This is a genomic window from Actinomadura sp. B10D3 (genome assembly GCF_039871695.1).
GTDB classification, from domain to species: Bacteria; Actinomycetota; Actinomycetes; order Streptosporangiales; family Streptosporangiaceae; genus Spirillospora; species Spirillospora madurae.
This window is the reverse complement of record NZ_JBDPLY010000013.1, coordinates 131,433-152,841: the sequence shown is the minus strand read 5'-3', so window position 1 is coordinate 152,841 and position 21,409 is coordinate 131,433. Positions and strand designations below refer to the sequence as shown.

At 71.3% G+C, this 21,409-nt stretch carries 22 protein-coding genes; 16 read left to right on the top strand and 6 right to left on the bottom strand.

Annotated elements, in window-relative coordinates:
• Positions 1-71 precede the first annotated feature (71 nt).
• Both ABGB11_RS20995 and ABGB11_RS20990 read left to right on the top strand, forming a co-directional pair.
• Entirely contained in the window at positions 72-1,343 is a 1,272-nt protein-coding gene (locus tag ABGB11_RS20995; protein WP_347635271.1) for an MMPL family transporter, read from the top strand.
• On the top strand, positions 1,343-1,621 hold the full coding sequence (locus ABGB11_RS20990; RefSeq protein ID WP_347635269.1) for an MMPL family transporter: 279 nt from the start codon (positions 1,343-1,345) through the stop codon (positions 1,619-1,621). The genes ABGB11_RS20995 and ABGB11_RS20990 overlap by 1 nt, the downstream gene beginning before the upstream one ends.
• A gap of 57 nt (positions 1,622-1,678) precedes the next feature.
• Here the strand turns inward: ABGB11_RS20990 and ABGB11_RS20985 are convergent, their stop codons facing one another.
• Complete coding sequence (locus ABGB11_RS20985; protein ID WP_347635267.1) at positions 1,679-3,823, bottom strand: WD40 repeat domain-containing protein; 2,145 nt, start codon at positions 3,821-3,823, stop codon at positions 1,679-1,681.
• A 294-nt stretch (positions 3,824-4,117) separates the two neighbouring features.
• Here ABGB11_RS20985 and ABGB11_RS20980 point away from each other — a divergent pair, with 294 nt between their 5' ends.
• From ABGB11_RS20980 to ABGB11_RS20965, 4 genes are all read left to right on the top strand, one after another.
• Entirely contained in the window at positions 4,118-4,765 is a 648-nt protein-coding gene (locus ABGB11_RS20980) for a dihydrofolate reductase family protein (RefSeq protein WP_347635265.1), read from the top strand.
• 87 nt (positions 4,766-4,852) lie between these two features.
• The gene (locus tag ABGB11_RS20975) at positions 4,853-5,470 is read left to right on the top strand and encodes a dihydrofolate reductase family protein (RefSeq protein WP_347635263.1); all 618 of its coding nucleotides are present in this window, start codon (positions 4,853-4,855) and stop codon (positions 5,468-5,470) included.
• Positions 5,471-5,577: 107 nt separating this feature from the next.
• Positions 5,578-6,372 (top strand): hypothetical protein, encoded by a 795-nt coding sequence (locus ABGB11_RS20970; RefSeq protein WP_347635261.1) that lies wholly within the window; start codon positions 5,578-5,580, stop codon positions 6,370-6,372.
• 50 nt (positions 6,373-6,422) lie between these two features.
• Positions 6,423-7,370, top strand: a complete 948-nt coding sequence (locus tag ABGB11_RS20965) for a hypothetical protein (protein ID WP_347635259.1) — start codon at positions 6,423-6,425, stop codon at positions 7,368-7,370.
• Between the two features lie 12 nt (positions 7,371-7,382).
• Here the strand turns inward: ABGB11_RS20965 and ABGB11_RS20960 are convergent, their stop codons facing one another.
• Both ABGB11_RS20960 and ABGB11_RS20955 read right to left on the bottom strand, forming a co-directional pair.
• Complete coding sequence (locus ABGB11_RS20960) at positions 7,383-7,718, bottom strand: TraR/DksA C4-type zinc finger protein (RefSeq protein WP_347635257.1); 336 nt, start codon at positions 7,716-7,718, stop codon at positions 7,383-7,385.
• Between the two features lie 45 nt (positions 7,719-7,763).
• The gene (locus ABGB11_RS20955; protein WP_347635255.1) at positions 7,764-8,759 is read right to left on the bottom strand and encodes a hypothetical protein; all 996 of its coding nucleotides are present in this window, start codon (positions 8,757-8,759) and stop codon (positions 7,764-7,766) included.
• Between the two features lie 70 nt (positions 8,760-8,829).
• Between ABGB11_RS20955 and ABGB11_RS20950 the strand changes: the two genes are divergently transcribed.
• The gene (locus tag ABGB11_RS20950; protein WP_347635253.1) at positions 8,830-11,949 is read left to right on the top strand and encodes a hypothetical protein; all 3,120 of its coding nucleotides are present in this window, start codon (positions 8,830-8,832) and stop codon (positions 11,947-11,949) included.
• Positions 11,946-12,299 carry a VOC family protein gene (locus ABGB11_RS20945; protein WP_347635251.1) on the top strand — a complete coding sequence of 118 codons (354 nt, stop codon included), beginning with the start codon at positions 11,946-11,948 and terminating at the stop codon, positions 12,297-12,299. Before ABGB11_RS20950 ends, ABGB11_RS20945 begins: the two co-directional genes overlap by 4 nt.
• A gap of 45 nt (positions 12,300-12,344) precedes the next feature.
• On the opposite strand, the gene ABGB11_RS20940 is transcribed toward ABGB11_RS20945, so the two are convergent.
• Positions 12,345-13,853 (bottom strand): GMC oxidoreductase, encoded by a 1,509-nt coding sequence (locus ABGB11_RS20940; RefSeq protein WP_347635249.1) that lies wholly within the window; start codon positions 13,851-13,853, stop codon positions 12,345-12,347.
• A 233-nt stretch (positions 13,854-14,086) separates the two neighbouring features.
• Here ABGB11_RS20940 and ABGB11_RS20935 point away from each other — a divergent pair, with 233 nt between their 5' ends.
• Both ABGB11_RS20935 and ABGB11_RS20930 read left to right on the top strand, forming a co-directional pair.
• Positions 14,087-15,184 carry a dihydrodipicolinate reductase gene (locus ABGB11_RS20935; protein WP_347635247.1) on the top strand — a complete coding sequence of 366 codons (1,098 nt, stop codon included), beginning with the start codon at positions 14,087-14,089 and terminating at the stop codon, positions 15,182-15,184.
• Positions 15,181-15,669: a carboxymuconolactone decarboxylase family protein gene (locus tag ABGB11_RS20930; RefSeq protein WP_347635245.1), complete on the top strand. Its 489-nt coding sequence runs from the start codon at positions 15,181-15,183 to the stop codon at positions 15,667-15,669. Before ABGB11_RS20935 ends, ABGB11_RS20930 begins: the two co-directional genes overlap by 4 nt.
• Before the next feature lie 52 nt (positions 15,670-15,721).
• Here the strand turns inward: ABGB11_RS20930 and ABGB11_RS20925 are convergent, their stop codons facing one another.
• Positions 15,722-15,898: a hypothetical protein gene (locus ABGB11_RS20925; protein WP_347635243.1), complete on the bottom strand. Its 177-nt coding sequence runs from the start codon at positions 15,896-15,898 to the stop codon at positions 15,722-15,724.
• Positions 15,899-15,971: 73 nt separating this feature from the next.
• On the opposite strand from ABGB11_RS20925, the gene ABGB11_RS20920 reads away from it, so the two are divergent.
• The 5 genes from ABGB11_RS20920 to ABGB11_RS20900 are packed head-to-tail and all read left to right on the top strand — an operon-like array spanning position 15,972 to position 20,060.
• Complete coding sequence (locus ABGB11_RS20920; RefSeq protein WP_347635241.1) at positions 15,972-16,976, top strand: sulfate ABC transporter substrate-binding protein; 1,005 nt, start codon at positions 15,972-15,974, stop codon at positions 16,974-16,976.
• A 4-nt stretch (positions 16,977-16,980) separates the two neighbouring features.
• Entirely contained in the window at positions 16,981-17,829 is an 849-nt protein-coding gene (cysT, locus tag ABGB11_RS20915) for a sulfate ABC transporter permease subunit CysT (protein ID WP_347635239.1), read from the top strand.
• Positions 17,822-18,610, top strand: coding sequence for a sulfate ABC transporter permease subunit (locus ABGB11_RS20910; protein WP_347635237.1), 789 nt, complete (start codon positions 17,822-17,824; stop codon positions 18,608-18,610). Before cysT ends, ABGB11_RS20910 begins: the two co-directional genes overlap by 8 nt.
• A complete protein-coding gene (locus ABGB11_RS20905) occupies positions 18,610-19,581 on the top strand; it encodes a sulfate ABC transporter ATP-binding protein (protein ID WP_347635235.1) in 972 nt (323 codons plus the stop codon). The genes ABGB11_RS20910 and ABGB11_RS20905 overlap by 1 nt, the downstream gene beginning before the upstream one ends.
• Positions 19,581-20,060: an Rrf2 family transcriptional regulator gene (locus tag ABGB11_RS20900; protein ID WP_347635233.1), complete on the top strand. Its 480-nt coding sequence runs from the start codon at positions 19,581-19,583 to the stop codon at positions 20,058-20,060. Before ABGB11_RS20905 ends, ABGB11_RS20900 begins: the two co-directional genes overlap by 1 nt.
• A gap of 3 nt (positions 20,061-20,063) precedes the next feature.
• Here the strand turns inward: ABGB11_RS20900 and sigJ are convergent, their stop codons facing one another.
• Positions 20,064-20,963: an RNA polymerase sigma factor SigJ gene (sigJ, locus tag ABGB11_RS20895; protein WP_347635231.1), complete on the bottom strand. Its 900-nt coding sequence runs from the start codon at positions 20,961-20,963 to the stop codon at positions 20,064-20,066.
• Between the two features lie 166 nt (positions 20,964-21,129).
• Here sigJ and ABGB11_RS20890 point away from each other — a divergent pair, with 166 nt between their 5' ends.
• Positions 21,130-21,396 (top strand): hemerythrin domain-containing protein, encoded by a 267-nt coding sequence (locus ABGB11_RS20890; protein ID WP_347635228.1) that lies wholly within the window; start codon positions 21,130-21,132, stop codon positions 21,394-21,396.
• Positions 21,397-21,409: the final 13 nt, after the last annotated feature.

Here is a 21,409-nt window from a genome sequence, read left to right as displayed (position 1 = left end):
CGGCGACGAACGCCAGCACGTCCAAGCCGCCTCGCCATCCCTGCGATGCCCCTCTCACCGAAGCCGACCGCGTGGCCATTGCTGGCGATCAGCGTGCGGTCGGTTCGATACCGGCGGCCCGCCCGGCCGGCACGGTGCTGTTCTCAGCCGACCGTGCCGCCGCCCTGTTCGCCGTCCAGATACAGCCCGCACATGCCGACGACGTGGCGACCGCGATCGAGCGTCTGCGCGACCGCATCGCGCAGAGCACTTCCGCCCACGCGGGGCTGCGCGGCAACGTGACCGGCGAAGCCGCCCTCGACACCGACAACGACGGCGGAGACGTGGACGGGCCCTTGATGCTCACCAGCATGGCCATCGTCGCCGTCCTGCTGCTGCTCACCTATCGCAGCCCCATCCTGTGGCTGGTCCCGCTGCTGGCCGCGGGCATGGCGGTGATGGTCGCCCGCGGCGCCGCCTACGGACTGGCCGAGGCTGGACTGGCCGTCACCGACCCGTCCTCGGCCATCCTCATCGTGCTGGTCTTCGGCGCCGCCACCGACTACGCACTGCTGCTCCTCAACCGCTACCGCGAGGAACTGGCCCGCCACACCGACCGGCACGAAGCCCTCGCCGAGGCACTACGCCGCACGACACCCGCGATCACCGCCAGCGCCGCCACCGTCACCGCCGGCATGCTCTGCCTGCTGGTCGCCGACCTGGCCGGACTCCGCGGCCTCGGCCCCGTCGCCGCCACCGGCGTCGTCATCGCCCTGATCGCCATGGTCACCCTGCTGCCCGCCATGCTCGCCTGCACCGGCCGCTGGCCCCTGTGGCCGCGCATCCCCACCCCCGGCAACCCCCGCGGGGCCACCGACCACCGGACCTGGCGCACCGTCGCCGACCTGGTCACCCGCCGCCCCCGCCTGACCGCCGCCCTCGTCACCACGGCACTCGCGGTCGCCGCACTGGGCTTGACCGGCCTGCACACCAGTGCCGACCCGCTGGACAAGGTCCCGCCCACGAGCGACTCGGTCGCCGGACACCAGGTACTCGCCCGCCACTTCCCCCAGGGGGTCTCGGCGCCCCTGACCGTGGTGCTGCCCGTGGGAACCGATGAAGCCACGCTCACCGCCGTCCAAGAAGCCGCACGAACCGTCCCCAACGTGGACAAGGCCGGGCCCGGTGAACGGCTGGACGGCCACTCGACCCTCACCGTCGAACTGGCCGTCCCCGCGTATGGCCAGGCCGCCGCCGGCACCATCGACGACCTGCGCCATCGTCTTGATGACGTCCGGCCCGGCATCCTCGTCGGCGGTACCCCCGCCGTACAACTCGACTACCGCCAGACAACATCTTCCTGATGGAACGCATCCGCGAAGGGGCCCGGCACACCCCCACCACCTGGGCCGTCCACCGCGGGCTCACCACCACCGGCGGCGCCATCACCGCCGCGGGTCTCGTCCTGGCCGGCACCTTCGCCGCCCTCGCCCAGATCCCCGACGTCACCGTCGCCGAAGTCGGCATCGCCGTCGCCCTCGGCGTCCTGATCGACACGCTCCTCGTCCGCGCCCTCCAGGTCCCGGCTCTGCTCACCCTCCTCGCCGAACGAACCTGGTGGCCCACCAGACCGCGGCGGTAAGGCCGACTGTCGCAGCCGGCCTCCTGCACCACCGTCTCGCTCTCGTGCGACCACGGTCTACCGATGCGGGACCGGGGCGATCAGGTCGGACGGCGTATTCGCCAGGTCGAACAAGTGAAGGCCTTGTCTGCCGGTCACGGCCAGAGTTCGCCCGTCCGGCAGCCAGGTGCAGTCCATCGGGTTCCTGCTGTCGTTCGGATCCGCGTAGAACCGGACCGTCGTCTCGATCTCGCCGGTGTCGGCGGCCCAGATACGTACCGTGTGGTCACCGGCCGAGGCCAGGCGGATGCCGTCGGGTGACCACCGGCAGGTCGTCACGAAGTGAGTGTGGCCTCTCAGGACGTGCAGCGTTTCGCCGGTGGTCGCCGACCAGATCCGTATGTCGAATCCCTGCTCGCCGGCGATCAGGGACCCGTCGGGGGAGACGTCGAACAGGCGGCCGGAGCTGTCGATCTCGCGGTTCGTGCCGCCGGGCAGGTCGTGGACGATCGTGGCGTCCAGGCCGCTGTAGGCCAGCCGGCTCGCGTCCGGGGCGACGACGCAGCTCAGCATCCGGCCGGTGATGGCGGGGTGGTCGAGGATGGCCCGGGTCTGTCCGGTGGCCACGTCCAGGAGGCGTACGGTCCCGTCTTCGCAGGCTGCGGCGAGCCAGGTCCCGTCGGAGGCGACGGCGAGATCGATGACGTAGTTCGCGGCCGCGCTGATCAGCACATGCCCGGGGCGGACCGGGCAGTCGATGTGGTGCCGCAGCCGGCCGGTGGCCACATCCCAGATCAGTACGGCGTCACTGCGGGCGGTGGCCAGCCAGGTGCCGTCCGGGGCCGCGACACACGAGTGGTGCGGGCCGGAGCCGGCGCCGCAGACCCTGCTCCGCCGACCGGTGGCGACGTCCCAGATCGCGACGCCGCCCTCGTGGTGCCGGGTGTCGTCCGTGGTCGCGAGCCAGGATCCGTCGGGTGCCGCCGCGCAGGACGAGGACGGCACCCGGCGCGGGTCGGGCCGCTGCTCGGCGGCGCCTCCGTGCAGGTCCCAGAGCCAGATGGTGCCGTCCTGGCAGCCGGCGGCCAGGCACGCGCCGTCCGGCGAGACCGCGTACGACGTCACCGTCGAGCTGTGCTCGCCGAGCGGGATCGGGGTGGACGAATTGCCGGTGACATCGAGGAGCATCGTGCGCGTTTCTTCCAGCGTGGCGACGATCCAGGAACCGTCCGGAGCGATCGTGTGCACTGGCCCAAGGGGGAATTCGTAGGTTGCGCGAACCTCACCGGTGGTGGTGTCCCAGACCCGGGTACGGCTCTGACGCGGGCCGATCTCGGCGGCCAGCCAGGATCCATCTGGCGCCAGCACGAACCGCTGGTCGCCGCGGCCGTCGACGTTGAATTCGCACAGGACCCGGCCCTCGGGCAGCTCACGTACCCGTAGACACCCGTCGTCCGAGGTGACCACCCAAGCGCCGGCCGGTCCCGTTACGGCCCGCGCCGTGGGACCGGGATGCCAGGGGAAGGTGTCGAGAAGCCGGCCATCGGGCATCCGGTACAGCGCGACGTGCCCTGGCCGCCCGATGGCCAGCCACGTTCCGTCGGGGGCCGCCGCCACCAACCGCCCTTCGACCATTTCGCGCAGGTCGCCGGAGTCCACGTCCCAGATCCACACCGTGCCGGCCGCGTAGGTGGCCAGCCATTCGCCCGACGGTGGCAGGACGCAGTCGTGTATCCAGTTCGGCCCGTTGGCACCGTGATCGAAGGCCGGCCCGGGCTGCCACGTACGGGCGTTCCAGAGCCGGACCACGTTCCGCGTGTCAGAGCTGAATCCGCTGCTGATCGACACCAGCCAGTGGCCGTCGGGCGACCAGGCGCACGAGCGGGCGTCGCCTTCCCGACCATCGAGGACCCGGGCCAGGCCGGGGGCGGGTTGATCCGGCATCGGCCATCTGCTTCTCAAGCCGGGGCCGGGCGACGTCGCGCGAAAGGACTCCACCATCGACGCCAGCTCCGGCACGCCGGTCAACCGAAGGACCAGAGCATCGCTCAGCTCCCTTTCGGACTCGGCGCGGGCCAGCAGGTGCGCCGCCCGAGCCAGAGCACGGCGCAACGCATCGGCCACCGGACCGCCGGCGCGCGCCAGGTCTTCCTCGACGGACGGCAGGCCGTTCCGCCAGAGCGCTGCCGCCACCTCGCCGAGAGCAGGCGGATCGGAGATCAACAATGAGGTCCTTGCCATCCGGTCCGACGATGTCCGAAGCCGGCCGACCGCATCGGTCGCCGCCGCCCACCGATCATGGCTTACCCCGGCCCGGCGTCCGAACCGGGCGGCCGCGTGCTCCGGACGTCGGGCGGCCTTCCTGACCAGGGGATTGCCCCTCGCGCAGGGGGTAGGTGCCCGGCTGGGCAACTTTTTCCGCGATCTGGACGGGGTGATGTCGAGACGGCCGGGGCGGCTCCGACCTTCTCGTGACGGCGCCGGGAGGCGGCGCCGATGGATCGAAGGAGCACTGCGATGTCCGAAGTCCGCGTCCATAACTTCACGATCTCGCTCGACGGCTTCGCGACCGGTGAGGGCCAGGCCCCGGACGCCCCGTTCGGGCACGCCGGCGAGCGCCTGCACGAGTGGATGTTCACCACCCGGTTCTGGTTCGAGATGACCGGGGGCCAGGGCGGCAGCGCCGGCGCCGACAACGCCTTCGCCGCGATGCACGGCCACAACATCGGCGCCGAGATCATGGGCGCCGGCAAGTTCGGCCCGCCGAACTGGCAGGACGACCCCGACTACAAGGGCGCCTGGGGCCCCAACCCGCCGTTCCACACGCCGGTCTTCGTCCTCACCCACCGGCCCCGCCCCTCCATCGAGATGGAGGGCGGCACCACCTTCCACTTCCTGGACGCCTCGCCCGCCGACGCGCTCAAGGCGGCCCGCGAGGCCGCCGGTGGCAAGGACGTGCGCCTGGGCGGCGGCCCCACGGTGGTCCGCGACTTCCTCAGCGAGGGGCTGGTCGACCACATGCACGTGGTCCAAGTCCCGCTCCTGCTCGGCCGGGGTGTCCGGCTCTGGGACGGACTGGAGTCACTGGAGGAGGCCTACGACATCGAAGCGGTCTCCACCCCCAGCAACGTCACCCATCTGACCTTCACCGCCAAGCGCCGGTAACGGCGAGCTCAGCGAGGAGCGATGAGTTCCGGGGGCGGTGCTGGTCGAACCAGATGAGCACCACGCGATGTCCAAGGAGGACCGACCATGCGAAAGATCACAGCAGGGCTGTTCATCTCGCTCGACGGGGTCGTCGAGGACCCGCAGAACTGGCATTTCCCCTACTTCAACGAGGAGATGGGCCAGGCCGTGGACGGCCAGTTGGGGGCGGCCGACACGCTCCTGCTCGGCCGCAAGACCTACGAAGGCTTCGCGGAGGCCTGGCCGGGACGGGAGGAGGCGGGCGGCGAGGACGCCGAATTCGCCAAGAAGCTCGGAGACGCCCGCAAGATCGTGGTTACCCATCAGGACCTGGAGTTGCCCTGGCGCAACTCCGAAGTGCTCCGCGGCGACCTCGTCGAGGCGGTGACCGCGCTGAAGAACGAGCCGTCCACGTCCGATATCGGGATGAGCGGGTCGGTCTCGGTCGTCCGGCAACTTCTGGAGGCGGGCGTCCTCGACGAGCTGCACCTGCTGGTGCATCCGATCGCCGTGCGCAAGGGCCTGCGGCTGTTCGAGGACGCCGACACGCCGCTGCCGCTGAAGCTCCTCTCCTCCACGACCTTCAAGACCGGCGTCGTCCACCTCGTCTACACCAAGGACGAGGAGCCCCCGACCGGCGACTACGAGACGGCCAAGGAGAGCCTCCCGCAGTCCGACGCCTAGCCGCCGCCCGTCCTCTCAGACCGTGCTGGGAGGCGGCTCCGAGCCGATGCGATGATCGACCATGCGGCTCGGAGAAGATCGCCGCCTTCCAGAATGGGGGCCACGGCATGAGCGGGATATCGCGGCGGGGGGTCCTGACCGCCGGCGGCCTGGTGGTCGCCGGCGGAGGTGTCACGGCGCTGGTGAGAGCGGGTCTGCTGCCGGGCAGGGAGCGCGCGGCACGGGCGATGGGCATGTGCGGCGACATGCCAGCGCCGCCGCAGGCGCGCCCCGGGAAGGTCCAAGAGCACCTGGTGAGCGCGAGCGGCGAGTCCGTCCGCGCCGTGATCGGCTGGCCGCCGGGCAAGGAACCCGGGACGCAGCTACCGGTGACGGTGCTGCTGCACGGCGGCAGCGGGGACGCACGCACTCCCTTCGACGTATACGCGATTCAGAACTACCTGGCCGACGCCATGGGCAAGGGCACGCCGCCGTTCGCCGTGGCCTCTGTGGACCGCTGGTTCCAAGACGGCGTCGTCGTCGACACGCTGATCCCGTTTCTGGCCAAGCAGGGGCTGCGGACCGCGCGTGTCGGCCTTCTCGGCTGGTCGATGGGCGGGGACGGCGTGCTGCGGCTGGCGTCCGAGCACGGCCGTTCGCTGGTGGCCGCGGTGGTGGCGACCTCCCCGGCGATCACCGACACGACGGCGCGCTCCTACGCGCGGCGGCTGGCCGGGATTCCGGTGTGGGCGGCCTGCGGCAGCCACGACTCCTTCTCCGGCCCGACCAAGGAGTTTCTCGCGACCGTGCGCGACGGGGGCGGCCACCCGGAGGGCGGGATCTACTCCGGCTGCCATGACACGGCGTTCCGCCGGAAAATGCTCCCCCGCCAACTGGCCTTCCTCGGCTCCCACCTGACCTGACCCGACCGCCGCGGGCGTCGCCCACCACGGTGAGCCACTAGTGTCTGTCTGTGATCGATGAGCTTGTCGACCGGATCATGCGTGGCGATGACTTCGCGGCGTACGAGCTTGAGGACCTGGCGGACGACGATCCGACCGTGCTGGAGTCACTGCGCCCGCTGCTGATCCGGCTGGTCGATGCGCCGCTGTACATACCTGAGAGGCTCTTCAGGGGAGCGGACGAGGACTTCCAGCGTGAAGCCGTGCGGCGGGTCGACTCGGGTGAACCCTCCGGGCCGGATCTCGTGGCGATCCTCACGGCCGCCCGCGGTCCGGTCGCGGACGCGGCGCTGTACCGGTGGTCGGCGCGACCGCCGGCCGGTATGGATCCGGACGGTTTCTCCCGGTTCCTGCGCCGGTACGGCTGCGACTTCGATGGCCACGGACGCCGGCGCGAGATCTGCGGAAGTGCCGCCTACCGCCTTGTACCTGAGCCCCTGGACGCTTCCGCGGACGCGCGATGCCCATGGTGTTCTTCCGCGCTGTGGACCGCACTCGACGGCGACACTTCCGACGGGCGGTTCGCCGCCGCTCTCGCCCACACCGGATGGAAGGGACGGCTGAAGGTCGTCACCTGCTTCTTCTGCTCGACCTACGCCACCGTCTTCACGCAGGTCAGTCCGGACGGCGCCGCGACCTGGTCCGCGTTCACCACCCGGCCCGCCTACCTGAGCGGGCGCACGTTGGTGCAGGAGGACCCACCCGCCGTCCGGCTCGTCCCCGGAGAGCAACGGGAAGGCGGCTACGAGGGGCACGACTGCGAGGGCGGGTCCACCCTCGGCGGACGACCCGGCTGGGTGCAGGACCCCGACTATCCGGACTGCCCCGCCTGCGGAAAGCTGATGGACTACGTCGGTGCGACGGCCGGTGGCGACACCATCGGGCACGACCACGGCGTCTTCTTCCTGTTCCTGCACGCGCCATGCGAGATCGCGGCCGTGGTCAGCCAGTTCGACTAGAGGCCGGGCGAGTCACCTAGCGCAGGCGAGGCAGGTTCGGGCGGCGGGGCGGGCGGACAGGCGTTCCGCGGCGATCGGGGCGCCGCATTGCTCGCAGATGCCGTAGGTGCCCAGGTCGAGCCGGCGCAGGGCGTCGTCGATGTCGGTCAGGTGGGTGCGGGCGCGGCTCAGGGACGCTTCGGTGCGGGCGCGTTCGAAGGCGATGGTGGCGCCTTCCGGGTCGTGTTCGTCGTCCACCCCGGTCTGCGTCGACGCTTCGACAAGGCCCTCCCAGTCACCGCTCAGCGACGCGATGAGCTTCACCGTGTCGTCGCGGTCCGCTATCAAGCGTTCCTTCGCCGTGGTCATCTCATCCCGAACTCCCACCGCGCCGGCCCCATTCCGCCCGGGGTCTCATCCGTCGCCGGGCGCGGCCGAGTTCGGGTCGAGGCGGGCGAGGGCGCTGCGGGCCGCGTCGAGGTAGAGGTCGCGCAGGCGGCTCTCCGCTCCGGGCTTCGGAGCGGAGCCTTCGAGTTCGCTGATGTAGTCCCGCAGCACCGGGATGGCGCGCGGATCGCCGAGGTCGGCGAGCAGGCGGGTGGCGGAGTTCGCCACGTAGCCGTCTCGCAGGTGCGTGACGAGGAGGTCCAGGGTTCGCTCGTCCTTCATCCTGACCAGGCCGGTGAGCGCCGATGTGCCTTCGTCGCGGCCCAGGTGTTCGCGCGCATGACGGACCAGTGCGTCGGCGGCCCGAGGGTCGGCGGTGGTGGCCAGTATCCTCACCGCCGCCTCGTGCAGCTTCTTGCTCGGTGGACGGACGCCCTGCCGCGCGTCGTCGATGATTCCGAGGAGGACGTCCACCACTTCCGGGGCGCCGAGCTCGGAGAGGGCCGAGGCCGCCCGGATGCGGATGTCCTCGTTCCGATGGTCGAGTGCGCGGAGCAGCCGGGCCTTGTCGCCGGCTTCCAGCAGCGCGGCTATGTCAGGAGGTCCGATCAGCCCACCGGGCGGCGGCCATCGCCGTGCGGCACGCCTTTCGTGCCGGTCGGCCAGAGAGCGCAACCGGGGCGCGAGCCTGCGGGACCGTTCGAGAACGCCCTGGGTCGCGAGGAGGCGCTCGTATGGTGCGAGGTACTCGCCGGAGACGTAGGACACGCGGCGGAACACCTCGCCGTACTCGGCGTCGATCCGCGCGATGGTCTCCAAGCAGGCGGCGGCCCGGGCATCGACGACGTCGGCCGCGTCCCGGAGGGCCTTCGCCGTCGCGGCGGGCCCGAGCCGGCCGTCTCGCAGCGCGCGCAACCGGCCGCCGACCTCGGCCGGGTCGAGCTCTGTGCCTTCCGGACGCGGTCGGTCGTACCACAGCTGGTACTCGGCGGCGAGGTCTCTGGTCCGGCGCTGCAACCTCATCCGTTCCTCCTATCACACGCGAATATGACATTTGTTCGCATTCGACGGCCCAAGATCTACGATGTGGCGCATGCCGGATGAGGGGCGGACGCGGCGGCGGTGGTTCCTTGTGACCGCCGTCGCCCTGCTCGCGCTCGGTGGGCTCGTGGCCGCGCAGGTGGACGCGGCCCTCGGACTGCGAACCGCGCCCGCCGCCGTGCCGGCGGAGCGTATGGTGGCGGGCAAGGCCGCACCTGCCGCCGGGCCTCCGGATCTCACCTCGATCGTGCTGCCCGCGGACGGCCCTGACCTTGACCGGCGGCGGGAGCGGCTCGCCGCCGAGGCGGTCGCCTCCGCGCTGGCCGGGCGCGGACGGCCCAGGCCCCGGGTCGGCACGTCCGGGAAGGGCACGGCGCTCCGGGTGGAGAAGGCCGCTTCGCTGGCGGCACCGGCCGGCAAGGAGGACGAGGCGTTCCGGCTCCGGAAGCGGGACGGCGGGTTGCTCCTGCAAGCGTCGACGTCCGCCGGTGCGGCCAACGGGCTCTACGCGATCGCGGACCGGATCCGTTCGGGAGCCGAGGTCCTCCCCGATGACGAGGACGGACGCGTCGTCGCCCCCGCGCTGCCACTGCGGCTCACCGACCACGGGTCCGTAGGCCTGACGGCCGACGAGCCGGCGTTCGCCAAGGGGGACGACTACGGGCTCAACACCGATGTGGTCGGGCCCGCGGTCCTGAAGTCCGCGCCGTGGGTGGACGCGCACGCGGCGGCGAAGATCGGGGAGCAGTTCCGGCAGTTCGTCGACCATGCGCTGGAGGACGGCTACAACGGCGTCGTCGTGCCCGGGTTCCTGGAGTACGTCACGTTCAGCGGTGTCGGCGACGGTCACGCCGTGTACCGCGCGGGCGACCCGCACATCTCGCGGGCGCAGGCGATGCGCGCCGCGTTCGGGCCGAGCTGGAAGTACGCCCACGACATGGGCATGAAGGTCTACTTCCAGACCGACATGCTGGCCCTCTCGCCGCCTCTGGAGGAGTACCTCGGCGACCTCGACACATCGAGTGCCCGACTCTGGTCGGTCTACCGGGCCGGGCTGCACGAACTTTTCACGACCATGCCCTACGTCGACGGCCTGGTGGTCCGGATCGGGGAGGGCGGCGAGGACTACAAGTTCGCAGGCTGGGACTACCACTCCGAGATCAAGGTGACCACGGTCGAGCAGGTGCGCGCGATGCTCACCGCGTTCCTGCGCCAGGCGGGCGCGGACGGCCGCGACATCGTCTTCCGTACCTGGAGCGTCGGGGTCGGGGCGGTCGGCGACATGCACACCAATCCCGCGTCCTACCACGAGGTGCTGGACGGCATCGACGACGAGCATCTGATCGTCTCGACCAAGTACACGCTCGGCGACTTCTACAGCCACCTGCCGCTCAACACGACGCTGCTGACGGGCGAGCAGAAGAGGATCGTGGAGTTCCAGTCGCGGCGGGAGTTCGAGGGCTTCGGGGCGCTGCCGAACAACCTCGGCGGCCTCCACCAGCAGGCATTGAGGACGTTCCTCGCCAAGAACCCCAACATCGTCGGCCTGTGGAACTGGACGCAGGACGGCGGCCCGCTACGGGCGGGCCCCATGACCCTCTACCTGCGCGCCGGGTTCTGGCAGATATGGGACGTCAACGTCTACCTGACCGCCCGCCTGGCGTGGGACCCGGACCTGGACGTCCCGAAGGCCACGAACGACTGGATCCGCCGGACGTTCTCCGACGACCCCGCCACCGTGTCCGCGATCGCGCAGGTGATGGCCCTCTCCCGGAGCGCCGTCGGCAAGGGCCTCTACATCGGCCCCTACGCGGACACCACGGTCAAGGCGCTCGGCCTGGAACCGCCGCCGATGATGTGGATCTTCGAGTGGGACATCGTCACCGGTGACGGCGCCGCACTCGACACGATCTACCGGGTGGCGAGGCCCAGGCTGGAGGAGGCGATCGCCGAGGGCGAGGACGCGGTGGCGCTCGGCCGCCGGATGCAGGCGCTCATCGACGGCACGAAGGCGGAGTCCTGGCACGACCCCGTGCTGCGGCGGCGGTTCGCCGACACGATGGCCTACCAGGTCGACCTGTTCGGCACCCTCGCCGCGTACCGGACGATGGTGTTGCGGCACGCGCAGTGGCTCGACACCGGCTCGGCCTCCGCCAGGACGGCCTGGCGCGCGGCGGAGAAGCGGTTCCGGACGGCCGCCGCCGCGCACGAGCGCCGCTACGGCGAGAACACCGCGCTCCCCGCGTACAACTTCACCGCCGCCGAGATCGGGATGAAGCGCGCGGACCGGGACGAGCCCATGGCCTGGCTCGCGCGAACCCTCCTGGCGGGCCTCGCCATACTTTTCGTCCTCGGCGGTTCCCTCGGGCAGCGGCTCCTGCGCGGTGCGCCCGGATCGGCCGCGTTCCGTGGCCTCTGGCTCGGCCTCACCAGGCCCTGGCGCGTCATATCGGTCGAGCCTGCCGGACGCCTCGACCGGGTCCTCGTGTGGCTTGTCCCCGCCGCGGTCCTCGTGCTGAGCCGGGCCGCCTACACCTGGTTCGCGGCACCGGCGCACCTCGTCCTCGTCTTCGGCGCGTGGCTGGCCTTCGCCCTCGTGCTGCGGTGGCTCACGCGCGGCCGCGACCGGTTCGCGCTGAGCGCCGCGATCGGCGGTGTCGCGCTCGGCCGCACGGTGATCCTGCTGGTCGCGCTGGCAGGGCGGGGCCCCGGCCGGTACTGGTACGACTTCTGGACGGAACCCGTCCTGCGCTCGCTCTACATCACGGTCGCGTTCGCCGCGTTCTGCTGGACGTTCGTCATCGCCTACCGCGTCCTCCGCGACGCCTACGGCCTGTCCGTGCGCCGCGCGACCGGCGTCACCCTGATCGGTGCAGGGGCACCGCCGGCCGTGCTCGGCTCCCTGGTCGCGGCGATCGGCCTGGAAGACGCCATGACCATGTGGAACGACCAGATGGCGCTGCTGCCCTGGGGCCTGTCCCGCATCCTCGGCATCACGACGTACCTCGGCATCCCGGCCGCGCTGCCCACGATCGCGGCCGGGGCGGGCGCGGTCCTGGTGGCGGCCGGCGCGGTCCTCGCCGGGCGCGCGGCGGCGGCCGGACGCGCACGCGGCGCCTCTTCCCCGCCTGCCCGTAGACGGTCGCACCCGGGGCCTAGGGTCGGACGATGAGCATCCGACGGGCTGTACCCGATCTTCACACCGACGACATGCAGGCCAGCACCGAGTTCTACGAGCGGCTGGGCTTCCGGGTCGACATGGACATGGGCTGGGTCCGCAACCTGGTCTCCCCGTCCAACCCCACCACGCAGGTCATCCTCTACGGCAGGGACGCCACCGCCCCCGTCGATCCCGACCTCAGCGTCGAGGTGGAGGACGTGGACGCGGTGCACGCCGCGATGCGCGCCGCGGGGGCGGAGATCGTGCATCCCCTGACCGACGAGCCGTGGGGCGTGCGGCGCTTCTTCGTGCGGGACCCGAGCGGCACGGTGGTCAACGTCCTGAGCCACCAGGGCCACTGAAAGTCCGGCCACACGCGCCCGTGGCCGGATCCCGTCAGCGCGCGGTCACAGGTCGGTGGCGATGATCTTCTCGATGTTGCGTTCGGCGAGGGCGGTGATGGTGACGAACGGGTTCACGCTGGTGTTGCCGGGGATGAGCGAGCCGTCGATGGCGTAGAGGCCGGGGTGGCCGTGCAGCCGGCCGTAGTTGTCGGTGGCCCGGTTCAGGACGGCGCCGCCGAGCGGGTGGTAGGTGAGGTGGTCGCCCCAGATCTTGTAGGCGCCGAAGAGGTCGGTCCGGTAGATCGTCCCCTCCTTGCCGTTGATCTTGTCGAAGATCGACTTCGCCATGGTGATGCCGGCCTGCTTCCATGCCGTCTGCCAGCTCAGGTCGACCCGTCCCGCCGCGGCGTTCCAGGAGAACTCGGCGCGGTGCGGGGTGTTGGTGATCGACAGGTAGAACGAGGCCCACGTCTCGATCCCGGTCGGGAGCGGCGCGACCTCGGCGAACGCGCCGCCCGCGTCCCAGTTGTCGATCCCCGCGGTGGGGATGGACGACTGGAGGCTGCCGGTCGGATCCCACAGATGGTTCGCGCGCCCGCACATGACGTTGCCGTTGTCGCCCCACCCCTTGCCGATCTCGCCGCTCAGGTTGGGCAGCCTGCCGGTCGCCCTCATCTTGACCAGCAGCTTGCTGGTGCCGACGCTCCCGGCCGCGAAGAAGACGCGGTCGGCGGTGACGTTCTTGGTGGCCGTCACCGCGCCGGCCGTGTCGAGCTGCTCGATGACGACCGCGTACCGCCCGCCGGACGCCGGCGACACCGACGTCACCCGGTGCAGCGACGAGATCGCGACCCGTCCCGTGGCCTTGGCCTGGGCGAGGTAGGTCTTCTGCAGCGACTTCTTGCCGTGGTTGTTGCCGTAGAGGATCTCCGCCTCCAGCGCGGACTTCGCGACGGTGCCCGCCGCCTCCTGCTCCATGTAGTCGAAGTCGTACACGTTCGGGACGTAGACGAACTCGAACCCCGACCGCTGGGCGTGCTTCCGCCCGACCCGCGCGTACTGGTAGCAGGCGGTGGTGTCGAACCAGGACTGGTCGATCGTGTTGACGCCGAGCGTGGCGTTGGCGCGCGGGTAGTACACGCCGTACATCTCGTCGGCGTTCACCGAGGGCAGGACGGACGCGAACCGCGACCGCTTCGGCGTGACCGCCATGCCTCCGTTGACGAGCGATCCGCCGCCGACGCCGCGTCCCTGGTAGACGGTGATGCCGGCGAAGTCCTCGGCGTCCAGGATCCCGGTGTGGCGGGGAACGTCCTTGTCGAGCGGGAAGCCGAGGAAGTTGCTGATGGGCTGCTTGGTCCGCGTCCGCAGCCAGTAGGACCGGTAGTCCGGCGTCCTGGTGTTGGCGAAGATCTTGCCGTCCGAGCCGGGGGTGTCCCAGGCCTGGCCCATCTCGACCATGTGCACGTCGACGCCCGCCTGGGCCAGCCGCAGCGCGGCCACGGAACCGCCGTAGCCGGTGCCGACGACCAGGACCGGGACATGGGCGCCGTTGCCGATGGGCGCCGGCACGGGAGCCGCCGCGGCACCGGTCCGGCCGAGCAGTCCGAGCCCGACGATAGAACCGGTTCCAACGATGAAACCGCGACGGGACACGCCATGAGGCGCGCTGGAGTGACTCATGTGACCTCCCTCACAGGTAGAACTGAAACGGGTTCTATATCAGAATGTGAGGTGCGTCACGCGGTTGGAGCTGTCCACAAGTGGCTACCAAGTGCTTGCTTGGTATCTGTTAGATTCCGGCCATGGTCTCCGTGATCGTCTGGGGCACCGGCAACGTGGGGCGGCTGGCCGTCCGCGCGGTGCCGGCGCATCCGGCGCTGCAGCTCACCGGCGTGATCGTCCACGATCCGGCCAAGGTCGGACGGGACGCGGGGGACCTCGCCGGCCTCGGCCGCGACCTCGGCGTCACCGCCACCGACGATGTCGGCGCCGCCCTCGCGACCGGGCCGCAGGCGGTGGTGTACGCGGCGTCCGGCGACATCCGGCCCGACGACGCGCTCGCCGACATCTGCCGCGCGATCCGCGCGGGCGCCGTCGTCGTCACGCCCGCCCTCTACGCGCTCTACGACCAGCGCAACGCGCCGCCGGAGATGCGGGACGCGGTGCTGGCCGCCGTCGCGGAGGGCGGCGGCTCGCTGTTCGTCTCCGGCGTCGACCCGGGCTGGGGCAACGACGTCCTGCCGCTGCTGATCAGCGGCGTCGCCGGCACGATCGACGTCGTCCGCTGCCAGGAGATCTTCGACTACTCCATCTACGACCAGCCCGAGTCCGTCCGGTACCTGGTCGGCATGGGCCAGCCGATGGACTACGAGCCGCCGATGCTCGCGGCGACCGTCCCGACCATGGTGTGGGGCGGGCAGGTCCGGCTGATGGCCCGCGCCCTGGACGCCGAGCTGGACGAGATCCGCGAGACCGTCGACCGCCGCCCGCTCGACGAGACGGTGACGACCGCGTCCATGGGCGACTTCGAGAAGGGCACCCAGGGCGCGGTGCGGTTCGAGGTGCAGGGCATCGTCGGCGGCGAGCCGCGCATCGTCGTGGAGCACGTCACCCGCATCCACCCGTCCTGCGCGCCCGACTGGCCCGCGCCACCGGACGGCGACGGCGCGCACCGCGTCGTCATCGAGGGGGAGCCGCGCATCGAGGTCACCGTCGAGGCCACCGACGCGGCCGGGAACCGCGCCGCAGGCGGGAACGCCACCGCCGCCGGGCGCCTGGTGAACGCGATCGACTGGCTCGTGGACGCCGAACCCGGCCTCTACGACGCGCTCGACGTCCCGGTGCGTCCCGCCGCCGGCAAACTCGGAAGCGTGGCCGAGCTCGGAAGGACCCGCCCGTGAACATCGACGTCCCCGAGGGCAAGGACCCGATCCAGTACGCGTGGGGCGAGATGGTGCCGGGCATCGGCCCCGCCGCCTCGAAGCTCTCCCTCGCCGTCTACGCGCACACCACGCTCGGCCTGCGCGAGTTCGAGGCCGCCCGGCTGCGCATCGCCCAGATCAACGGCTGCCTGTTCTGCCTCGACTGGCGGACCGAGCGCGACGGCGAGAAGGTCGAGGACGGGTTCCTCGACGCGGTGACCGAGTGGCGCACCACCGGCGCCTTCGACGACCGCACCCGCCTCGCCGCCGAGTACGCCGAGCGGTACGCCCTCGACCACCACGGCCTGGACGAGGAGTTCTGGGACCGGATGACCGCGCACTACACGCAGGCAGAGATCGTGGAGCTGAGCATGTGCATCGGCTCATGGCTGGCGTTCGGCCGGCTCAACCACGTCCTCGGCCTGGACGCCATGTGCATGCTGCCCACGATCCCGGACGCCTGAGAAGCGGGCGAGCCCGGCGCCACCCCGCACCGGGCCCGGGTCTTCGGACGGGTCAGGCCGCCTTCACGGCCGGGGTGTAGGGCGACGCGTCGTCGCCCTCGACGCGGTAGCTCTCCCTGCCGTCCACGCCGGCGGGAACGTCGCCGGCGACGGTGATGCGGTGCAGCAGGCGCGGCAGGTCGCCCGGCTGCCACACCCAGCGCAGGATGTTCTCCGGGCATGTCCCCAACCGGACATGCCTTGACGAGTCCCCCCATCTGTATCATTCTAAGCCGATCAAACAGGTATGAAAAGTCTGGGAGATGAAGATGCGTGCACGCAAGACCGGAGTCGTGCTGAGCCTGGCCGCGCTCGCCGCGGGAGCGGCGGCCTGCGGGGGGTCGGGCTCCTCCGGCAAGGTCCGGCTCTCGCTTGTGGCCTACTCCACGCCCCAGGCCGCCTACGAAGCGATCATCAAGGAGTACCGGAAGACGCCGGAGGGCAAGAAGGTCACGTTCACCAAGTCCTTCGGCGCCTCCGGCGAGCAGAGCCGGGCGGTGGCCTCCGGCCTGAAGGCCGACATCGTCGGCTTCTCCCTGGAGCCGGACATGACCCGGCTGGTGGAGAAGGGCCTCGTCGACGCGAGCTGGAACAGCGGGCCGGAGAAGGGGATGATCACCAAGTCCGTGGTCGTCCTCGCGACCCGCAAGGGCAACCCCGAGAACGTCAAGACCTGGGACGACCTCGTCAGGCCCGGCGTCCAGGTCATCACCCCGAACCCGTTCACCTCGGGCGGGGCGCAGTGGAACATCATGGCGGGCTACGGCGCCAAGGCGAACAAGGGCGCCGACAAGGCGGCCGGCACCGCCTTCCTGCACGCGCTCTTCAAGAACGTCCCGGTGCAGGACTCCAGCGCCCGCAAGTCGCTCCAGACCTTCTCGGGCGGGAAGGGCGACGTCCTCCTCGCCTACGAGAACGAGGCCATCTTCGCCCAGCAGAACAACCAGCCGCTCGACTACACGGTGCCCGACTCCACGATCCTGATCGAGAACCCGGCCGCGGTGACCAAGAGCAGCAAGAATCCCAAGGAGGCCCAGGCCTTCCTGAAGTTCCTGCGCGGCAAGAAGGCGCAGGAGATCTTCGTCAAGAACGGGTACCGGCCCACGGCGGACGGAGTGCCCGACGCCGAGAGGTTCCCGAACCCGTCCGGGCTCTTCACGATCAACGACCTCGGCGGCTGGCCGAAGGTCAAGAAGGAGTTCTTCGACCCCAAGGGCGGCATCATGGCCGACGTCGAGAAGGGCATCGGCGTCTCGGTGGAGGGCTGATCCCTTGTCGACGATCGAGAAGACGAGAGGCGCGCCGCCGGCGCCCGCGCCCGGCCGTGGGATCGCGGCGCCCGCGTGGAGCGGCACGGCGCTCGGCGTGGGCACCGCGACCATCTTCCTGAGCGCGGTCGTCCTGATCCCGCTCGCCGCCGTCCTGTGGGAGGGGACCTCGCAGGGCCCCGCCGCGTTCTGGGACGCGATCACCACCCCGGACGCGTGGGCCTCGCTGAAGCTGACGGTCATCGCCTCGCTGGTGGTGGCACTGATCAACCTGGTCATGGGCACGCTGATCGCCTGGGTGCTCGTCCGCGACGACTTCCCCGGCAAGGGCCTGATCGACCTGCTGATCGACCTGCCCTTCGCGCTGCCGACCATCGTGGCGGGCCTGGTCCTGCTGACCCTGTACGGCAACGACAGCCCGCTCGGGATCTCGCTGGCCTACACCCGGGCCGGCGTGGTCGTCGCGCTGCTGTTCGTGACCCTGCCGTTCGTGGTCCGGACCGTCCAGCCGGTGCTCCTGGAGCTGGACCGGGAGATGGAGCAGGCCGCCGCCTCGCTCGGCGCCGGCCCGTGGACGATCTTCCGGCGGATCATCCTGCCGAACCTGGTGCCGGCGATGCTCGCCGGGACCGCGCTGGCCTTCACCCGCGCGGTCTCGGAATTCGGCTCGACCGTGCTGATCTCCGGGAACGTGCCGTTCAAGACGCAGGTGTCGGCCGTCCACATCTTCGGCCAGATCGAGAGCGACAACACCGCCGCCGCGGCGGCCACCTCGACCGCCCTGCTGGTGCTGTCGCTGGTGTTCCTGCTCGCGATCGACCTCGTCCGCCGCTGGGGGGCGCGCCATGGCTAGGTACGGGCTCCGGCTGATCGTCCTCGCCTACCTGGCGTTCCTGCTGGTCATCCCGGTCGGGCTGATCTTCTGGCGGACGTTCGGGGAGGGCTTCGGCGCCTTCGTCGACGCCCTCACCACCCACTCCGCCCTGCACGCGTTCAAGGTCACGCTGATCGTCGCGGGCTGGGCCGTCGTGCTCAACACGCTGTTCGGCGTGCTGGCCGCGCTGCTGCTCGTCCGGCACCGGTTCCCGGGCAGGCGGCTGTTCGACGCGCTGATCGACCTGCCGCTCGCGGTCTCCCCGGTCGTGGTCGGGCTGGCGCTGGTCCTGGTGTACGGCGCCTTCTCCCCGTTCGGCGGCTGGCTGGAGGGCAACGGCATCCAGATCATCTTCTCCACCCCGGGGATGGTGCTGGCGACGGTGTTCGTCTGCCTGCCGCTCGTGGTGCGGGCGATCGTCCCCGTCCTGGAGGAACTGGGGGACGAGCAGGAGCAGGCCGCGCGCACCCTCGGCGCGGGCGGCTGGCAGACGTTCCGCCGCATCACCCTGCCCGGGATCCGGGCCGCCCTCGGCTACGGGATCGTCCTGTCCCTGGCCCGCGCGCTCGGCGAGTTCGGCGCGGTCGCCGTGGTCTCCGGCCGGACCGTCGACGAGACCCAGACCCTGACCCTGTTCGTCGAGGAGCGCTTCGAGAACTTCGACGTGCACGCCTCGTACGCCGCCGCGCTCGCGCTGGCGGCGATCGCGGTCGCCAGCCTGCTGGCGACCAGGCTCCTGCGACCCAAGGACGGCATCTGATGGCGATCGAGATCCGTGATGTGAACAAGTCGTTCGGGGAGGCGCCCGTCCTGCGGGACGTCTCGGTCGACATCGCGTCCGGCTCGCTGACCGCGCTGCTCGGCCCGAGCGGCGGCGGCAAGTCGACCCTGCTCCGCGTCATCGCCGGGCTGGAGCGCCCCGACTCGGGGCAGGTGCTGATCTCCGGGACGGACGCGACGCGGACGCCGCCGCAGCGCCGCGGCGTCGGGTTCGTCTTCCAGCACTACGCCGCGTTCAAGCACCTGACGGTGTTCGAGAACGTCGCGTTCGGCCTGAAGATCCGCAAGCGGCCCAAGGACGAGATCCGCAGACGGGTCGGCGAGCTGCTGGAGCTCGTCCACCTCGACCAGTTCGCCAAGCGGTACCCGGCGCAGCTGTCGGGCGGGCAGCGGCAGCGCATGGCCCTCGCCCGCGCCCTCGCCGTCGACCCCGAGGTGCTGCTGCTGGACGAGCCGTTCGGCGCGCTGGACGCCCAGGTCCGCAAGGAGCTGCGGGCCTGGCTGCGGCGCCTGCACGACGAGGTGCACGTCACCACCGTCTTCGTCACCCACGACCAGGAGGAGGCGATCGAGGTCGCCGACTCGATCGTCGTGCTGGCCGACGGCGCCGTCCAGCAGGTCGGCACGCCCGGCGACATCTACGACAACCCGGCCACCCCGTTCGTGATGCGCTTCCTCGGGCCGGTGACCGAGATCGGCGGCCGGCTGCTGCGGCCGCACGACGTGGAGGTCTCGGCCGAGCCGGGGCCGGGCACCGTCCCGGCGGTCGTCACCCGCGTGGTGCGGCTCGGGTTCGAGGTGCGGGTCGAGTTCCAGGTCCGGGGGGCCGAGAGCGGGGACCCGGCCTGGGCGCAGATGACCCGGGAGTCCGCCGCCCGGCTCGGTGCCGAGGCGGGCGGCGAGATTCATGTGCGGGCCGCCGGCCAGGCCGCCACCGTCCCCGCGTCCTGATGTACGTCACCGCCCGCACCACCTACGCGATGCGCGCCCTCGTCGCCATGGCCCACGCCCGGCCGGCCACGATCAGCGCGCCCGCGCTGGCGGAGGCCGAGAAGATGCCGTTCAACTTCCTGCAGACCATCCTCGGGGAGCTGCGGCGGGCCCGGCTGGTGGTCAGCCAGCGCGGCAACGACGGCGGCTACCGGCTCGCGCGGCCGGCGATCCAGATCACGGTCGGCGAGGTCGTCCGCGCCATGGACACCACCTTCGCGCCGTTCGGGGAGGAGGCCGAGCGGCCGGCCCCGCCGGAGGCCGCCGCGCATCTGGAGGAGCTCTGGCACGCCGCGGACACCGCCCTGCGCTGGGTCCTCGACGAGACCACCCTGGAGGACCTCACCCACGGCCGCCTGCCCGCCCACGTGCGGGCGCTGGCGGACCTGTCGCGCGACACCGGGAGACCGGCCGGCCACATCACGATCAACGTGAACTGAGGCTCACTCCTCGTCGATGTGGGCGAGCTTGTCCGGGTTGGTGACGGCGTAGACGCCGCGGACGCGCTCGCCGTCCGGGTCCAGGTCGAGGACCATGACGGCGAACGGCGCGTCCTCGTCGAACAGCACCGCCGAGGGGTCGCCGTTGACGGTCCGGTAGCGGATCGCCAGGTCCTTCGGCCGACGGGCCGTGGTCCCGGCGATGACACGGGCCACCCTGTCGCTGCCGTGGACGGGACGCAGGGCCGCCCTGGCCCGGGACTTCCCGCCGCCGTCCGTCCAGAGCGTCACGTCCGGCGCGAGGATCTCCATCAGCGCCTCCAGGTCGCCGCCGAGGGCGGCCTGGAGGAAGCGCTCCGTCGCCTGCCGCTGCACCTTCGGGTCCGCCTGGTAGCGGGGCCGCCGGGCGTGGACGTGCTCCCGGGCGCGGTGCGCGAGCTGCCGGACCGCGGCCGGGCTGCGGTCCAGGATCGCCGCGGTCTCGGTGTGCGCGTAGCCGAACACCTCGTGCAGCACGAACACCGCCCGCTCCAGCGGCGTGAGCGACTCCATGACGACCAGCAGCGCCAGCGAGACCGCCTCCGTGCGCTCGGCGGCGTCGCCCGCATCGGCGTGCTCGACCAGCGGCTCGGGCAGCCACGGCCCCACGTACGTCTCGCGGCGCCGGCTGATCGCCGCCTGCCGGGACAGGGCGGTGTTCACCGCGATCCGCACCAGGTAGGCGCGCGGGTTCTCGATCTCCCCGGCGTCCTTGTTCCGCGCCGCCCACGCCAGCCACGCGTCCTGCAGGACGTCCTCGGTGTCGGCGACGCTCCCCAGCATGTTGTAGACGACCGAGAACAGCAGCTCCCGGTGATCGGCGAACACCCTGGTCGCGGTGTCCTCGGCGGTGCCTTCGGGCATGGCCCGACCTCCTTTGCGCTCGCCCCCTCTGAGCGCCCCCGGCCCTCCGAGTGTGACATCGCCGCCTGAAATGTGATGTGGGCCTCATCGCCGGCCCGCCGCGTCACACTCGCGCGCCCCGATCCGCTCATTGGTCGCGACACAGCACCGGCACGAAGGAACGGGAATGAGCGACCAAGAGCGCGACCGCGTCGACGTGACGTTCATGTACGCCGTCCACGACGCGTTCCAGCGCGACCTCCACCACACCGCCGAGGACACCCACCTGTGGCCCGTCCTGCGCGCCAAGGCCGCGGACCCGGCCGTCCTGCACCAGATGGAGGCCGAGCACGACCGGCTCGTCCCGCCGCCCCTCCGGTTCCTCTACCGCGCGGTGTGGCGCCCCCGCTACCTGCGCACCCCCCGCTGGCAGGCGCCGGCGCGGGCCCACTGAACGGAGACCTCTC

Bases quoted from the DNA above. Each gene is read 5' to 3' on its own strand.
- ABGB11_RS20990 (WP_347635269.1), top strand. From the start codon at position 1,343: ATGGAACGCATCCGCGAAGGGGCCCGGCACACCCCCACCACCTGGGCC.
- ABGB11_RS20980 (WP_347635265.1), top strand. From the start codon at position 4,118: ATGTCCGAAGTCCGCGTCCATAACTTCACGATCTCGCTCGACGGCTTC.
- ABGB11_RS20975 (WP_347635263.1), top strand. From the start codon at position 4,853: ATGCGAAAGATCACAGCAGGGCTGTTCATCTCGCTCGACGGGGTCGTC.
- ABGB11_RS20970 (WP_347635261.1), top strand. From the start codon at position 5,578: ATGAGCGGGATATCGCGGCGGGGGGTCCTGACCGCCGGCGGCCTGGTG.
- ABGB11_RS20960 (WP_347635257.1), bottom strand. From the start codon at position 7,718: ATGACCACGGCGAAGGAACGCTTGATAGCGGACCGCGACGACACGGTG.
- ABGB11_RS20955 (WP_347635255.1), bottom strand. From the start codon at position 8,759: ATGAGGTTGCAGCGCCGGACCAGAGACCTCGCCGCCGAGTACCAGCTG.
- ABGB11_RS20950 (WP_347635253.1), top strand. From the start codon at position 8,830: ATGCCGGATGAGGGGCGGACGCGGCGGCGGTGGTTCCTTGTGACCGCC.
- ABGB11_RS20945 (WP_347635251.1), top strand. From the start codon at position 11,946: ATGAGCATCCGACGGGCTGTACCCGATCTTCACACCGACGACATGCAG.
- ABGB11_RS20935 (WP_347635247.1), top strand. From the start codon at position 14,087: ATGGTCTCCGTGATCGTCTGGGGCACCGGCAACGTGGGGCGGCTGGCC.
- ABGB11_RS20920 (WP_347635241.1), top strand. From the start codon at position 15,972: ATGAAGATGCGTGCACGCAAGACCGGAGTCGTGCTGAGCCTGGCCGCG.
- ABGB11_RS20910 (WP_347635237.1), top strand. From the start codon at position 17,822: ATGGCTAGGTACGGGCTCCGGCTGATCGTCCTCGCCTACCTGGCGTTC.
- ABGB11_RS20905 (WP_347635235.1), top strand. From the start codon at position 18,610: ATGGCGATCGAGATCCGTGATGTGAACAAGTCGTTCGGGGAGGCGCCC.
- ABGB11_RS20900 (WP_347635233.1), top strand. From the start codon at position 19,581: ATGTACGTCACCGCCCGCACCACCTACGCGATGCGCGCCCTCGTCGCC.
- sigJ (WP_347635231.1), bottom strand. From the start codon at position 20,963: ATGCCCGAAGGCACCGCCGAGGACACCGCGACCAGGGTGTTCGCCGAT.
- ABGB11_RS20890 (WP_347635228.1), top strand. From the start codon at position 21,130: ATGAGCGACCAAGAGCGCGACCGCGTCGACGTGACGTTCATGTACGCC.